This window comes from Nostoc sp., from assembly GCF_036916975.1.
In the GTDB taxonomy this organism is placed as follows: domain Bacteria; phylum Cyanobacteriota; class Cyanobacteriia; order Cyanobacteriales; family Nostocaceae; genus Nostoc.
Map to the genome: position 1 here is coordinate 119,523 of NZ_JBALFF010000014.1, position 15,395 is coordinate 134,917.

Consider the following 15,395-nt stretch of genomic DNA (forward strand, 5'->3'; position numbering starts at 1 on the left):
AAATGTAGGGGCAATTCATGAATAGCCCCTACGAGAAATCAAGGCTTTCAGTGCCTTGAAAGCCTAAGTCCTAATATTTTTGATGTAAGTCTGTTTGAGGAGACCGGCGCGACGGCGAATAGCCCGTCATAGATATCGCTATCAAGTTCAGCTAGAATTATACTTTTATTTCTAAGTAATTATTGGGGTAGTCAAATACACAAATATTCGTTATATTCCCGTAAGAACATTTGGTATAAATATTTATGATAAGAAGTTGGGGAAGTCTTAAGACAATTCCGGGTTTCTTTGGGGCGTTGGGCAAAGCCCTGTCCGTAGGCATCGCACTTACACAATTCGGGGCAAATACTCCGGCCATTGCGGCTGACACAGTTGTTGTGCGTTTGGGTTTATTTACAGAAACCATCTCCCTTGCTGAGTTGCAAAAGGCTGCAAAAACGGGAGAATTACCTGGGAGTTTGCGGCCTTACACTAAAGGATTATCTGAACAACAAAGGCGCTTTTTCTTGGGGGCGTTGGGTATGAATATACCGTTGAATGTTGTGACAATTGATAGGTTAGTTAATACTCAGATTGGTACAACTATTCTCAGTGACTTTGCTACAGCCTTAGCCCGAAAGGACAAAGCTGGGGTGCAAGCACTCAGAGCAGGATTGGTATTAGGTTCTACTGCACCGCAAGGTCTTTCTATACTGAGTTTTATCGCGGCTTATCCCAGTAAACGCTTAGAAATTGATTTGCCAAAGGCTTTTATAGTTGCAGATAATTTTAATACAGCTTTTTGGCGCACTCAGCAATTTATGCTAGCCATTGCTCCCCAACTCGACCCCAAAACGCCGCAGATTGCTTTTCCTTTTGATCCTAGCCAACCAGGAACCGCTCAAGTAAAAATACTCAACTTAACCCTGAATGACCAAAAGCGCGATCGGAAAATTCCAGTTGATGTTTACTGGTCAACTGCTGCAACTCCCGACAAACCCGTAATTGTCTTTTCTCACGGCTTTATGTCAGTCCGCACGGACTTGCGTTATTTAGCAGAACATTTAGCATCCCACGGTTATGTAGTAGCAGCTTTAGAGCATCCCGGTAGTAATGAGGCAAATACTAACTTAGCATTGCAAGGCAAAACCAGAGTTATGAAGCCTCAGGAGTTTTTAAATCGCCCTCAAGATATTAGTTTTGTTCTCGACGAATTAGAAAAGCTCAACCAAACGGCTAATCATCCCCTTGCTGGGAAACTTGCAACCAATAAAGCGATGGTCATTGGCTATTCTTTTGGTGGTGGTACAGCTTTAGCACTCGCTGGAGCCGAGTTACAACTGGAACATCTCAAACAACGCTGTAAAAAGAATTTGGCTATCTTGAGTCTGGGAGAAGCTATGCAGTGCATTGCTCAAGAACTGCCACAAAATACCTATCAACTCCGAGATACTAGAATCAAACAAGCGATCGCTCTCAATCCTACAACTTCTCTGATTTTTGGCGAAACTGGGTTAAGTAAGGTGCAAATTCCTACCCTCGTTTTAGCAGGTTCCGCAGATAAAACCACCCCAGCTTTAACTGAACAGATTGTGGGATTTGACAAAATCCTATCCCCAAAATGGCTAGTTGGTATAGTTGGCGGTACTCATCTGAGTGTCAAAGACCCTAGTAAGACTTTGGATCAAATAGGACAACCAAATACACCAATTAGTGGCGGTGAAGTTGTGGGTGAACAAGCAGCAGATGTTCGCAAATACGTTAAAGCTATAGCCTTGGCCTTTGCCGCACAGATGACTCCAGAAGCTAAAAACTACGCTATTTTTCTCACATCCGATTATGCCCAATTTGCTTCGACTGCGGCATTTCCATTTCGCCTAATGAGGCAGATTCCTCCTGATGCTATGGCTGTGGTGAAAGAATTTGTTAAGAAATAAGCGACTTCCAATTAAACAAGTATCCAATTTTCTAAGTACCTTGTTTAAGAGTAGGGATACTTATGGTGTACACGCAAGTCAAAAAAGCTCGATTTCCATTGTTCTCTCGTTCCGATGCGGAGCATGAGAATGGCTATTAGGGGCTGCTGCCTCTAATAGATAATTGAGTTACTAAACTTAGCACCGACAACGCTCCGTTTCTTCTTAAAGTTCGGATTTGTCGCGCGATCCATAAGTTACTAAATGTATTTTGTAGATGTCTAAGTCCTTGTTGAAATCGGTACTATGTTACATTATAATACATCAGACTTTCTGTATTAAGTAATGTGATAGCTTATACAATTGAGCTTGATTTTTAATATTTAGCTACGTTAGATTATACCAACTTGATATTAAGGGTGTAGTGTCTATTAAATCTACACTAAAAATTTACAGTAAAAATAACTATTTACACATAAACTTTATAATTTTTTATTAAAAATAATAGAAGCTTAAAAGTATAAAAAAAGTAGGAGCATCTGCTGGATAATACACATGTATTCTACCTAAAATGCCAAAATTGAAGAAGGTAGCTATGCTGAAGGCAATTAGAGGAGGTCTGAATCCGCTTCTAATTGAAGATTAGGGAATTTACAATTTAGTGGGATCTTAAACCCGTTTTAAGCAAGACAAAAAGGCATATCTTACAACTTTTTTCTGCATAGCTGCTTTCTGTCTTACCTGAAGGACAGATAAATGAATACAACTTCCTTAGTGCTAAATATGCTTGTATATTTATTTGTGTAAATTCCTTTAAAATCACAAAAATATTAGAGCATTTTTATCCGTTAAAGCTACAGATAAACCCAAAAAAAGAAAGATCAAAACTTGTTTGATTTACTTAAATACTAAGTAGTTTCAGACATCTCATGTTGTCAAAGTAATTTTGCATTCAAAATTAGACAATTACCCTATTTGAGTCAAACCCATGAAACTTTATACAACTCTTGAGATCGAGCAACTCCAGCAAAATGAAGACCTTCCTTACTTGATTGAAATTATGGATTGGGTGAAAATTTTTTTAGCAAGACCTCATCCTGACTTAGGTAGACGCGGCGTTGTTTGCCCTTTTGTACCTTCTTCTCTCAAGTCAAATAACATTTGGCTAGCAGTCATTCACACAAAAAATTTGTGTTTAGAGCAAGTAGAAGCAATTGTGAAATCGTACTTAGATATCTTCCTTAAGAAAGAAGCAGACGATGACGATAAAGAATTAGCAATAAGTAAAGCCTTTGTACTTATCTTTCCTGATGTCCATATAGAAGAGGCGTCTAAAGTAATTGATGGTGTCCAAAAAAAACTTAAACCTATGTTTGTTGAGTCAGGACTGATGCTAGGAGAATTTCATAACCGGACTGAGAATCCTGGGCTACATAACCCCAACTTTCGACCACTTCGCAGCCCCATACCTTTGCTAGTTATCCGCCCGATGACTGAAATTGACCTTACCTTTCTGATGAGTCCAGATAACCCACACCTATGTATTCGGTATCTGGAAGCTTATTTAAACCATTTTGGTCATAAAATTACAGATGAAATAAAGTTTAAAGATGCTCATCAAGCATTGGCTTTAGCGAAAGAACAACTTAAACAAGAAAATTTGGTGAATTATTGCAATATAAATCAATCCGGTTCACTTAAATAAGAGGATGTTTGGAAAGTCTTAAGTTATACCAAAAAACCATTTCTAATCCTCTCTCCATTTTGGAGAGAGGTATTGAAACCCCATTCTCTTGTAGGGAAGGGGGACAGGAGGGTTAGGTTCTGAGGCTTTTGGTGTTTCATGCAATACTTTTCAAACATCCTCTTAAGCTTATGCAACTTTATACAACTCTGGAAATCGAACAACTCCAGCAAAATGAAGACCTTCCTTACTTAATTGAAATTATGAATTGGGTGAAAAACTTTTTAGGAAGACCTCATCCTAACTTAGGAAGACCCGGCGTAGTTTGCCCTTTTGTACCTCACTCTCTCAAGTCAAACAGTATTCGTCTAGCAGTTATTCACACAAAAGATTTGTATTCAGAACAATTAGAAGAAATTGTTGGACGTTACCGAGATATCTTTCTTGATATGGAAGTTAAAGAGCAGGAATTAGCAATAAATAGAGCCTTTTTACTTATCTTTCCTGACATCCATATAGAAGATGCTTCTAAACTAGTAGATAGTGTCCAACAAAAACTTAAACCTTTGTTTGTTGAGTCAGGACTGATGATAGGAGAATTTCATAAACGTAATGAAAGTCCTGGTTTGCACAACCCAAACTTTCGTCCACTTCGTAGCCCTATCCCCTTGTTGGCTATCCGGTTTATGGTTGAAGCTGACCTTCCGTTTCTTGAGAGTCCGGCTGATCCATACTTACGTATTCGATATCTGGAAGCTTATTTAAAGTGTTTTGGTCATAAATTTACAGATGAAACAAAGTTTAGAAATGCTCATCAAGCATTAGCTTTAGCGAAAGAACAAACAGCTATTTTTAGGTAAATATACCACTCTTTAAGATTACAGCAAAGCTCATGCGTGTCAACGCCAATCGGCGGGAATCCTATCGCTTCAAAGGCGGGAGGGATAGTGTTTCGCCGATTTAGTCATTAGTTATTTGTCCTTAATCATTGGTACTAATGACTAAGACTTACGAGCTGCATTTCAGTAATGATAATATCAGCGATCGCAATTTAAAATCCTAACTCTATGCCATTGGTAATACTTCTTCTGTATGAAGATGCGCTAAACCATATTAATGTTATATTTTTTAATCTTTATAGCTAATGATTTCTGATAAAAAGTACTGAATAAGCATATTCAGGCTGCGAAAACTTCCCCTACCCCCAGAACCGCTATCGGGAATCGGAGGACAGGGGGGTTGGTAGCCGATGGGTACATAATACGTAGCAATTTTTTTTTGTAACGAACTTATGTAAAGCTGTAAAAGAAAATGCATTGTTAAACATTCTCTATGAACATCCATAAAGTCTCTACTACTCCTTTAAGCGACCAAAAGCCTGGTACTTCTGGGCTGCGGAAAGCAGTTAAGGTTTTTCAGCAGCCCCACTACCTAGAAAATTTTATCCAATCCATCTTCGATTCTGTAGGGGACTTGCGCTTTCAAACCCTAGTCCTGGGTGGTGACGGTCGTTATTACAATCGCCAAGCCATTCAAATCATTTTGAAAATGGCTGCGGCTAATGGCATTGGACGGATTAAAGTTGGTCAATGGGGAATTTTGTCTACTCCTGCAACTTCCGCTATTATTCGCAAGTATCAGGCTATTGGTGGCATCATTTTGTCTGCTAGTCATAATCCGGGCGGGCCAAATGGTGACTTTGGTGTGAAATATAACATTAGCAACGGTGGCCCAGCGCCGGAAAAGGTGACAGAGGCTATCTACGATCGCACTAAAGTAATTGATAGCTACCAAATTCTGGAAGCACCAGATGTAAATTTAGAAACTTTAGGTGAGTCACATTTAGGAGAGACGGTAGTTGAGGTAATTGACTCGGTACATGATTATCAAGAGTTAATGGAGTCCCTGTTTGATTTTGAACGGATTCATCAACTGTTGACCAAAGGAAATTTTCGGTTCAGCATTGATGCCTTACATGCGGTGGCTGGCCCCTATGCCCATGCCATTTTTGAGCAACGTTTGGGCGCACCAGTGGGAACTGTGCGTAATGGTACACCCTTAGAAGATTTTGGCGGTGGACACCCTGACCCAAATTTGGTTTATGCTCATGAGTTGGTAGATATTTTATCCGCAGAGGATGCACCAGACTTTGGGGCAGCTTTTGATGGAGATGGCGATCGCAATATGATCTTAGGGCGTAAGTTCTTTGTCACCCCTAGCGATAGCCTCGCAGTGTTAGCCGCAAACGCCAAGCTAGTCCCTGGTTATAGTGCGGGTTTAGCCGGGGTAGCGCGATCAATGCCTACTAGCCAAGCAGTAGATCGAGTTGCTGCTCAGATTGGAATTGAATCTTATGAAACACCCACTGGCTGGAAGTTTTTCGGCAATCTCTTAGATGCGGGTAAAGCTACTCTCTGCGGTGAAGAAAGTTTTGGTACCGGCTCTAACCATATCCGCGAAAAAGATGGGCTATGGGCTGTGCTGTTTTGGCTGAATATCCTAGCAGTGCGACAACAATCTGTTGAGCAGATTGTCCGAGAACACTGGCAAACCTATGGACGCAATTATTACTCTCGCCATGACTATGAAGAGATACAGACAGGGCCTGCCAATACTTTAATAGAAAGACTGCGTTCCTTATTGCCAAACCTTAAAGGCAAGCAATTTGGTAACTATCAAGTTGAATACAGTGATGACTTTAGTTATACCGACCCTGTTGATCATAGCGTTAGCCATCAACAAGGTGTTCGCATTGGCTTTACCGATGGCTCTCGAATTGTGGTGCGCCTTTCTGGTACGGGGACTCAAGGTGCAACCCTAAGAGTTTATCTAGAAAGCTACGAGTCAGATCCCGCCAAACATGACCTTGAGCCACAGCAAGCACTTGCTTCTTTAATCACTATTGCCCAGGAGATAGCCCAGATTACCGAACTGACAGGACGGGAACAGCCAACTGTGATTACCTAGTACCGCAAGGGAAAAGTGAAAAAGCTTTTGAGCAGTTCTTGCTGGGGAGAAAAACCAGCGAAAAAGCGGAGCGGTTGTTGCTCTCAAGCCTCGGCATATTTGGAGCAGAGGGGCTTTAGCCCACAATTCGGCTTGGTTTGTACCTTTTCCCCAACAATAACTGCCCCCTGCCTCCGATCAAAAGTCAATCTTGAGCCAGTAAGTTTAGAAATAAGCTAAACCACATCTAGTTTGCATAATTTGAAATTGTATATTTTTTGTGGGGTGGGCGACACGAGCGCCCAATATATGGAAGTTAAATGTGGAACAGCTTATCTGATTGGGAATTGGTAATTTTTTATAGAAATTACATCCCGCGATCGCTTCAAAATTTTTGAATGCGTGAATGCGTGACTTCCCCGAACGCGAATTTATATTTAAGAGTTGGGGGTGACAGCGTTATGACAAAAATATGACGATACTATGGCTAATTTGACACATTAAAAGTAGTGGTGTGACATAGCTAATTTATATGCCTGACGATAGAAGAATTGGGAATAAGAGTAAAGCTAGTTATTATATATATAAAAAGCAAACAAATTGGAAAAATTAGCTGGAAATGAATATACAACTTCAAAAGTTATTAATAGAAGTAATAGCCACATCTCCTGATGACCAATTAATTGATTGGGAATCAGAAAATCTTTTAAAGCTATTAATATTTGTTTTTATATTTGGTATAGCAATGGCAATAAATATTATTAGTAGGAAATTGGAACACGCAATTATATTCACTTTGATATGCACGCTCATTTCTGGGGCTTTTCTGATAATTAAATAATCAGAATTATTAATGTAACTTAAACTTGAAAATTGATTTTATGAGATTCATTAACTACTCTCAATTTAGAATACTCCTAGAAGGGAAAGCCGAAAAAGACGGGCGGGAATTTCGGCTCCCAAGTTGAGCAAAAACGTCAACGTATTTTACTTCAGCATTCGAGGAGCAGGACCACGAGTAGTATCCAATCCCGATACACGGGGTAGAGCGATCGTTTTGCCTGTTTGTGCGGCTTCGTAAATCACGGTTATTAGTCTTTGGTCTTGCAAACCTTCTTCCCCAGGTGTATGGGGTTGTTTATTCTGAATCACACAATCTGCCATGTGATCGATTTCTAAGGCAAACTGATTCTTCTCACCTATCCGCACTTCGCTAATGTTTTCTGCCATGCTATTGGTTGGTGATTTGCGTGAAACCATCATCCGCAAACCGTTGTAAGAAAACGCCGGATCGAGTTGTCCCCAAGCATCAGAGCCGAAAACGCGAAACCGACGCGCTTCGTGAAAGCCGTAGCTAGTAGAGCAAATCCCTAGTATCCCACTGGGAAACCGCAGCTGGAAGGTGACACTTTCTTCTACTTCTTTGAAGCGCGGATCGCCAGGAGTGGTGAAGATTTGGGCGCTAATTGCGATCGGTTCCTCTCCCGTCAAATAGCGAGTTGCATTCAAACAGTAAATTCCTACATCTGGTAAACATCCACCTCCAGCTAAGGCGCGTTTCAATCGCCACTGGTTTAAGTCACCTCCCTGATTTTGTCCGTTATCTGCCTGAATCGCCTTCACAGTTCCTAATTCTTTGCTGCGGATCATCTGAATCATGGCGCGATGGTGCGGCTCATATTGACAGCGATAAGCAATCATCAGCTTACGATTCGCTTGTTTGCACGCGTCAATCATCTGCTGACAATCTTCCACTGTGGTTGCCATTGGCTTCTCACACAAAATATGCTTTCCGGCTTTAGCACCACGTACCGTATATTCCCGGTGCATACTGTTGGGAAGTACAATATAAATCACATCAACGTCTGGATTGTTGCGAAGATTGTCGTAATTCTGATAGTTGTAAACGTTCTGGGGTTTGATGCCATACTGCTGTGCAATTTGATTGGCTTTGGCAGCATCACCACTAACTAATGCAGTTGGCTTTGCTAGTTTACACTCTGCAAACGCAGGCATGATTTCTTCCAATGCCAGTCTGCCTAGTCCAACGATCGCAAATCCCAAGCGTCGCTCTGGAGGCAGTGCAGTCGGAGGCCCACCCGTATCAACCTCAGTCTTTTCTGAGATGGGCGGAAACTGAATCTGAGGCGGCAAAGAGCCTCCGTGTGGGGTGGCTTGCCCAGTCGGTTCCTGAGCAGCAACCTGTTCACCCATACTACCAAGTGCGGCGGCTGAAATAGCTCCTAATCCAGCTGTAGTCAGAATTTTACGACGAGAAAATTCTCCTTTAAACAATTCAGGCATCGTGCTTCCTTAATGATCAAATTTTGGATTTATCCTGCGTCCACTGAAATTGGTAGGCACTTAAGCAAAATTGATTACACGCCATTTTAAGCAAGAGGCAAGAAGGCAATAGTCAAGAGCTATTGCCTAAAGTCCAGTTGTGTAAATAATTTTGCCAGATTACTTATTACGGGGTACTAGTTGGAGTTGGGGTGCTAGTTGAATTTTTAGGATTGATGATGGAACGAGCCTGTGATAAGTGTTCTTGGAGGGTTGGTAGCGCTTGAGCCGCAAATGCTTTCAAGTCTGCATCTTGTCCCTGTTGAGCTTCAATTTGAAATGCGGAAACATCCTTTTCATGATCTTGAAGCATCTGATTCATATATTGGCGATCAAAGTTAGTACCAGAAAGTTTAGATAAGCGTTGCTTTACTTGCTGATTTTTCTTACCAATACTAGTTGGTAGCTTGACACCTTTTTGAGTCGCCAACTGTTTGAGTTGAGTGTTCACCGGGGTATGATCTTCAACCATACGCTGTCCATACTGTTTTACTGCTGCTTTAGCTCCACGTTGTGATGCCAGTTGTCCTAGTTGGACTTCTGCTAAACCACCTTGAGCTGCTTCAGTCATGAACTGTCTGTCTGAATAACTAAGATTATTTTGCCTTGGTGATGCAGTTGGTGATGCAGTTGGCGATCCAGTTGGCGATCCAGTTGGTGATGTAGTTGGTGATGTAGTTGGTGATGTAGTTGGTGATGGACTCTCAGTTGTTTGCACAGACTGAGCAGTTGGAACTTCTGATGTATTTTGACTTTGTTGATCGGTTGATGTGCAACCAGTTGCCAATAAGGCGATCGCTACTAAACCGGTAGAGAGGATTTTGAAGTTGTGCATATCTATTAATTAATGTTTTTTTTGGATCAAGCTGTATCTTGGAAGGGAGAATCGTAGCGATCGCACAGTTGGGTGCGATCGCTAATACTGGCTAATTACGAATTGAAATCACAAATTACAAACAAAGCTGATTAATGTCAGCCAGATACCGTCGGGATGAATTGTACAAACAGATTCAACATTTCCCAATTAAACTCAGGACTTACGCAAAAACTCTCTCAAACTCTTATTCCTCTGTGTTCTCTGCGTCCTCTGCGGTTCGTTTTTTGGTCATTTTGCGTAAGTCCTAAAACTAATTCGTAATTCTTAATTTTTAACAGTTATAACTGATTACAAATTACGCATTGACAAAATATTGTAAATATGCTTAGATTAAAAGCCACATCTTTCGTAAGGGTACAGCAATCTTCCTTACAACATGGTCTATTTGCGTAGTTTACCGCCATAGGCATCGCAGGATAATTAAGAAAAGCCTGAAACAACCGATTTTCGTTAATTCACATCACAATCCATTTGTACAGGGCGTAAGTTTTACTAATTTCCATAATTGTCTCCTACAAGCAACAACAGGAATAAACCGTATAGTATCACGGCAATCTGGCACAGAGACTCTAACTAAGGTGTGTTTTGAAACCTACTCCGCAAGATGCATTCACAATGCAAGCTTCAAGCGGTATGATTTTAAAAAAATTAGACTACAAGCGTTTTTATCGCAAAAAAACAGTGCGATCGCTACATACTAAGTAAATAAACGTAATTAAACATAAGAAAAAACCTCACCCTCAATCCCTCTCCGATACTTTGGAGAGGGAAGCCGGAGGCAGGGTGAGGTTTTATATTTAATTTGACCCACTTACTTACCTACACATATCTATCTTTTGGTATATAAAAATTTGGCATTGCTGAATTTAGGTAGGGCTATTTCATTCTAGATATAAACCGCCCAAAACTAAACTTACGAGCTAATATAGCGGTTCCCATTCAGATGCGGTACAACATTATATCGCCAGGTGTAGGGGCTTGTCTTTGCCATGCCCTTACCGATGTACCTCACATAAACGAGAACCGCTATAATTAAAGTCCGTTTTAACGGACTTTAACCTTTTTTCAGTCGTCTTTAGACGACTTTCGCTATTAGACTCAGAATTCATTCTGAGGCGGGCTAGATGAGAATGAAATAGCCCTGGAATTTAGGTATGAAAATCAAAATATTTTTAATAAAAATAATAATCGTGTGTGGAGAAGGTAGGATTTTGAATTTCTGAGAAATTACCTCAAAATTGTTCCTGCAATCTTTACGTCATTATTTGAGGTAGAAAATAAAGTTCTTCTGTTTTAGAGCAGAAATTGATTAAAAACTTCATCAGACCAAACCTCAACGTCCACAATATCTCTTATTTAACTTCTTCATCCCAGATACCTACCTTCTCAAATGCTCCATAAGCAAGCTTCAGGAAGTTTACTACTCTCTGTCTTCCTATAATACCAAATTCTTTATTTTCTCTTGCATCAGCAAAGGTCATTCTGTTTTGGTCTATGATGTTTCTTTCTTTATATGCTAGTTTCGGAAAATCTATAACAATAATTTTATATTTTTTGATTAGTTTCTGTATATTTACATCTGACTCTACATGCTCCCAATCATCACACAGCCCTAAATTGCGTACCAGAATATGAGGCATTTTATCCTCATAGCTATTCACTGACTGTGCAAACAGGTTAAGACTATCATATCCTCCTGTAGAGACAAACCATTTGCAAAAAGTCACTCCTTCGGAATTCCCTAATTCAATTAACTGATTTCTTTCTATCCAGTCAAAAACTGCTCTATGCGATTGTGCTGCCAAATTCACAACTACTGGCTTACTTGTCGCCATCTCAAATATTCTATCTGCCTTATCAGCCTGCCGTTCATTTTCGCTAAACACTGCATACTGACATATTCCCTTATAAACTCCTGCCACATCTGGATTTGACCTATCTGTTTCTATTGGTACAAACGGGATTTTCTTATCCAGAAAGTACTGAATCATTGTCCTAGTTACTAGAGACTTTCCTACTCCACCCTTTTCACCATCTACCAAATGAATCGTCGGCATAACACACACCTTTAATACTGATTAAACTCACTCAATATATCTGAACTAGACTTAGAAGTTTTTGGCCTTTGTCGCCTACTATTTTTAGCAGTTTTCTGAGAGTCCTTGCTCTCATCTGACAATGATTGCTTCTCTTTTGACTCCTGAGTTAATTGACCTGAATTTTTCGGAGCGTTTTGAGAGTCTTTAGTTACTCCTATAACTACTGGTGTTAACAACGATTCTGTTGAAGTCTGAGCCGAATCTTCCGCATATAAAACTTGTTTTGGTTTAGCCTTTCGCTGACGAGAACGCTTTTCTTTTTCAATCTCAGTTAAGTATTGCTTAAGTGTCGCTGCTGAAACTTTTATTTCTTGCTTCTTTAGTAACTCCGATAGGTCTTGATAACTATAGCCTTTCTTCAGTGCTGATTGAAGTTGTTCACGCAGAAAGTCAATACTTTCTCGCAGGGATAATTCCTCTTTAGCCTTCTCTTCTAGCTTTTCTAATTCTGCCAGCGTGCGGGAGAGTTTATCAATTGGAATCTTCTGTCCTGGGTTTGTGCGTACCATTTTTGATGCTCACTGAACTAGAAAATTTTATTAATCCTATCACCACATGTTCTTGTGTGGGTAATAACCACACAGACATTAATGAAACCAAGCTCTCACGCCATTTAGCTCAACTCATATTTTGCAAGTCGAAATTTTAATGTCAAAAGTGAAACTAAGTATACAAGGAATTAATCGTTGAACATCAAGTAATATATGAGACACAACTATCAAGTTCCCATTCCTTATTTACCAGTCGGACACACTTGCTGCACTCTTTGGGGAAGTTGCCGACACATCTGCTGAAATCCTTGAGGATTAATTTGCCACCAAGCAAATAATCCCAGACTTGTACCCCCCACAAGCAAGGCCAACACTCCCCCCACCATTACCAAACCTTTACCCCGCTTAGGTTTTCTAATTAAAGTTGGTGGAACTTCAAAGCTCAAAGGTGGTTCCTCTGAAAGATCCAAATCTAGATCCAAATCTAGATCCAAATCTAGCAAAGCTTGCGAACTTTCTGTAAAAGAAATTGGTTCTTCTAGTTCCTCTTGTTCTTCTAGTTCCTCTGGTTCTTTTTGTATCTGTGCTTCTATAATTTCTTCTGGCAACACCGGAGTCACAGGTACTAAGTATTCTGGGGAGACACGGCAATAAGTGAGAACAACCGATATATTATCATGCCCATTTTTTTCGTTTGCCAAATCAATCCAGTTGCGGACAGCATCTTCAACTGTCAGTTCACCTGTTAACACGGGTATTGCATAATCTTGCCAAGATTGTTCCACCAAGTTATTATCACTTAAACCATCAGAACAAAGTAGCAATATGCCATCTTCTTCTACAATGAATCGTTGAATCTTGAGACGCATAGATTCTGCATCTCTTGTCCCTAATGCTTGAGTTAAAGCGCTAGCATCTGCTCTCAAGAGCGCTTTTCGATATAAGCTTTTAGCAAAGCGTACTTCCCGCGTTGCCACATCATCATCTACTGTGAGTAGTTGACAATAATTGCGAGTAATCCAATAAGCACGGCTATCACCAATATTAGCCAAGTAAAGTTCATGGGTATTATTTGATTGCCACCCAGTACTCGTCTGCACTCGTTGTGGAACTTGCACCGCCATAACAATAGTTGTAGCCATGCGTTCTTTGCCTTGGCGTTTTTGTTCATTATTGCGGGTACAAATCAAATTATTTACCACGCGTAAGCTTGCTTCTAATTGTTCCTGCAACAACTCTGGTGGTACAAGTACAGTTTGTTCTGTAACCTCCTTGAGTAAAGCGCGAATTTGCAACTTTACAGACTGCACCGCCAACTTACTGGCAACCTCGCCGCCTTCATGTCCGCCAATGCCATCGCAAACAATCGACAAGTGGTGCAATAAAGGTTCATCTAAATCGCTCAAAGCATTTGGATAGCAAGCGTCTTCATTTTGCGCCATAATTTGGCCAATATCTGTAGAGCCTGCCACCTTCAAAACTAATGGTAATTCTGCCGCAGATGCTAGTAGTAAATTATTGAGTTGAATATTAATAGTCTCTAACTCAACCTCAGTTTCACACATCTGCTGGACTATTTTCTGTAACCATTTTGCCTTTGCAGACGCTACCCAAAACCGCCAAAACTCCCCCAAATTTCGTAAACTCAGTTTCTCATCTGCTGGTGTTTGGTAGAGTTCCAACAAGCGCACACACCAACCTTCAACTCTCAAATTTTTTACTACTAGTAAACTGCGGCTAAGTCCCAATTCTGATAAAGGTGTCCAAAGTTGGAGAATTTGCCACAGCCAATAAACTTGTCGTACCGCCGTTGCTTGCTCCCATGCCTCAACAATAGTTGGATAGATATTTCCTCTTTCATCTATCGGCACATTTTCTAATAAGAGGATATCAGTTGTATCTCCCTCAAGATTATTAACAAACCCATAAGCCTGGGGGAGATGTAACCGCTTTTGATATAACCGTAGATAAGAAATTACTTCCGTTGGTAATTCTTCAGGTACATCTGGCGGTAGTCCCGGTTGAGTATCCAGCCAAATCTGGGGACTAATTACCTCATACCTCTGTGCTACCCTCATACCTGGTGAGATTTTGGCAGATAATGAGCCAGTAGCCCAAAGATAGCGGTGAACTAAAGGAGTTTGACAAGTGGCACAAACACTATCTCCAATCGGATTAATGGGGCTATTACAGCGTGGATTTATACAATAAATTATCAGTTGAGTGGAAATCATAAAGGTATAAATTTAACAAACAAATCAACTCATGAACTTCGATTAACTTTAGCTGACAAAAATTTGAAGGCTAGAATAGACTGTATTTGTGTACGGCTAGCTACATATTGTTACTGAAATTAATCAAAATTATTGGTAAAAAGACCAAGTTTTGTTTTCTGTAAATAACTTACGTCTGGCTGTATCTAATCGTAGAAATGCATTTACGTCAATGTAGAGTTTAGGATGGCGCTATGCCAAGTTTTACCTTAATCTGGCTTCTGGCAGGAGCAGTTCTGTGTTTAATGGAACTGTTCTTACCATCGGCGTTTGTCGCGTTCATGATGGGAATTAGCGCTTTTGTGGTGGCGCTGCTGTCTGGAGTGGGTTTGGGAAGTGTATGGTTGCAAGTTGTACTTTGGCTGTTGTTTTCTACAGCACTAGTTTTGCTTTCCCGTCGCTTTTTGCAACCAAGACAACGCAAATCAAAAATTCGGGATGCAGTCATAGCTGAAACTTTAACAGAAATTCTACCTGGGAAAACAGGGCGGGTGCGGTATGAGGGAAATTCTTGGCAAGCAAGATGTGACGATGACAAATTTACCGTACCACCTAATCAAAGAGTTTATGTGGTTAGAAGAGAAGGTACTACTTTGATTGTGATACCAGAAAATCTGTTGAATTCTTAGTCAATGGGGAGTTAGGAGTTAGGAGTTAGGAGTTAGGAGTTTGGAGTTAGGAGTTAGGAGTTTGGAGTTGGGAGTTAGGAGTTTGGAGTTTGGAGTTTGGAGTTTGGAGTTTGGAGTTTGGAGTTTGGAGTTTGGAGTTTGGAGTTTGGAGTTTGGAG

10 protein-coding genes are annotated in these 15,395 nt (G+C 40.5%); 5 read left to right on the forward strand and 5 right to left on the reverse strand.

Translation table 11 applies throughout. From position 1 onward, the window contains the following. Nucleotides 1–245 precede the first annotated feature (245 nt). The 4 genes from V7K73_RS03355 (at nucleotide 246) to V7K73_RS03370 (ending at nucleotide 6,546) form a co-directional block, all read left to right on the forward strand. Nucleotides 246–1,916: an alpha/beta hydrolase gene (locus V7K73_RS03355; protein ID WP_334877122.1), complete on the forward strand. Its 1,671-nt coding sequence runs from the start codon at nucleotides 246–248 to the stop codon at nucleotides 1,914–1,916. 967 nt (nucleotides 1,917–2,883) lie between these two features. Next, complete coding sequence (locus V7K73_RS03360; protein ID WP_334877124.1) at nucleotides 2,884–3,600, forward strand: DUF6875 domain-containing protein; 717 nt, start codon at nucleotides 2,884–2,886, stop codon at nucleotides 3,598–3,600. Between the two features lie 170 nt (nucleotides 3,601–3,770). Beyond that, nucleotides 3,771–4,439 (forward strand): DUF6875 domain-containing protein, encoded by a 669-nt coding sequence (locus V7K73_RS03365; protein WP_334877126.1) that lies wholly within the window; start codon nucleotides 3,771–3,773, stop codon nucleotides 4,437–4,439. 472 nt (nucleotides 4,440–4,911) lie between these two features. Continuing rightward, nucleotides 4,912–6,546, forward strand: coding sequence for an alpha-D-glucose phosphate-specific phosphoglucomutase (locus tag V7K73_RS03370; protein ID WP_334877128.1), 1,635 nt, complete (start codon nucleotides 4,912–4,914; stop codon nucleotides 6,544–6,546). Between the two features lie 966 nt (nucleotides 6,547–7,512). Here V7K73_RS03370 and V7K73_RS03375 read toward each other — a convergent pair. The 5 genes from V7K73_RS03375 to V7K73_RS03395 all read right to left on the reverse strand — a co-directional run bounded on the left by V7K73_RS03375 (nucleotide 7,513) and on the right by V7K73_RS03395 (nucleotide 14,569). Further along, nucleotides 7,513–8,829 carry a Gfo/Idh/MocA family protein gene (locus V7K73_RS03375; protein ID WP_334877130.1) on the reverse strand — a complete coding sequence of 439 codons (1,317 nt, stop codon included), beginning with the start codon at nucleotides 8,827–8,829 and terminating at the stop codon, nucleotides 7,513–7,515. A 166-nt stretch (nucleotides 8,830–8,995) separates the two neighbouring features. Next, nucleotides 8,996–9,703: a DUF4142 domain-containing protein gene (locus tag V7K73_RS03380; protein WP_334877132.1), complete on the reverse strand. Its 708-nt coding sequence runs from the start codon at nucleotides 9,701–9,703 to the stop codon at nucleotides 8,996–8,998. Between the two features lie 1,394 nt (nucleotides 9,704–11,097). Beyond that, on the reverse strand, nucleotides 11,098–11,802 hold the full coding sequence (locus tag V7K73_RS03385; protein ID WP_334877134.1) for a mobilization protein: 705 nt from the start codon (nucleotides 11,800–11,802) through the stop codon (nucleotides 11,098–11,100). 11 nt (nucleotides 11,803–11,813) lie between these two features. Beyond that, nucleotides 11,814–12,353: a hypothetical protein gene (locus tag V7K73_RS03390; protein ID WP_334877136.1), complete on the reverse strand. Its 540-nt coding sequence runs from the start codon at nucleotides 12,351–12,353 to the stop codon at nucleotides 11,814–11,816. 224 nt (nucleotides 12,354–12,577) lie between these two features. Next, nucleotides 12,578–14,569, reverse strand: coding sequence for a protein phosphatase 2C domain-containing protein (locus V7K73_RS03395; protein WP_334877138.1), 1,992 nt, complete (start codon nucleotides 14,567–14,569; stop codon nucleotides 12,578–12,580). Between the two features lie 233 nt (nucleotides 14,570–14,802). Here V7K73_RS03395 and V7K73_RS03400 point away from each other — a divergent pair, with 233 nt between their 5' ends. Beyond that, on the forward strand, nucleotides 14,803–15,237 hold the full coding sequence (locus V7K73_RS03400) for an NfeD family protein (protein ID WP_334877140.1): 435 nt from the start codon (nucleotides 14,803–14,805) through the stop codon (nucleotides 15,235–15,237). The last annotated feature ends 158 nt before the right edge of the window (nucleotides 15,238–15,395 follow it).

Coding starts and splice junctions, on each gene's coding strand:
- V7K73_RS03355 (WP_334877122.1), top strand. CDS start 246: ATGATAAGAAGTTGGGGAAGTCTTAAGACAATTCCGGGTTTCTTTGGG.
- V7K73_RS03360 (WP_334877124.1), top strand. CDS start 2,884: ATGAAACTTTATACAACTCTTGAGATCGAGCAACTCCAGCAAAATGAA.
- V7K73_RS03365 (WP_334877126.1), top strand. CDS start 3,771: ATGCAACTTTATACAACTCTGGAAATCGAACAACTCCAGCAAAATGAA.
- V7K73_RS03370 (WP_334877128.1), top strand. CDS start 4,912: ATGAACATCCATAAAGTCTCTACTACTCCTTTAAGCGACCAAAAGCCT.
- V7K73_RS03375 (WP_334877130.1), bottom strand. CDS start 8,829: ATGCCTGAATTGTTTAAAGGAGAATTTTCTCGTCGTAAAATTCTGACT.
- V7K73_RS03380 (WP_334877132.1), bottom strand. CDS start 9,703: ATGCACAACTTCAAAATCCTCTCTACCGGTTTAGTAGCGATCGCCTTA.
- V7K73_RS03385 (WP_334877134.1), bottom strand. CDS start 11,802: ATGCCGACGATTCATTTGGTAGATGGTGAAAAGGGTGGAGTAGGAAAG.
- V7K73_RS03390 (WP_334877136.1), bottom strand. CDS start 12,353: ATGGTACGCACAAACCCAGGACAGAAGATTCCAATTGATAAACTCTCC.
- V7K73_RS03395 (WP_334877138.1), bottom strand. CDS start 14,569: ATGATTTCCACTCAACTGATAATTTATTGTATAAATCCACGCTGTAAT.
- V7K73_RS03400 (WP_334877140.1), top strand. CDS start 14,803: ATGCCAAGTTTTACCTTAATCTGGCTTCTGGCAGGAGCAGTTCTGTGT.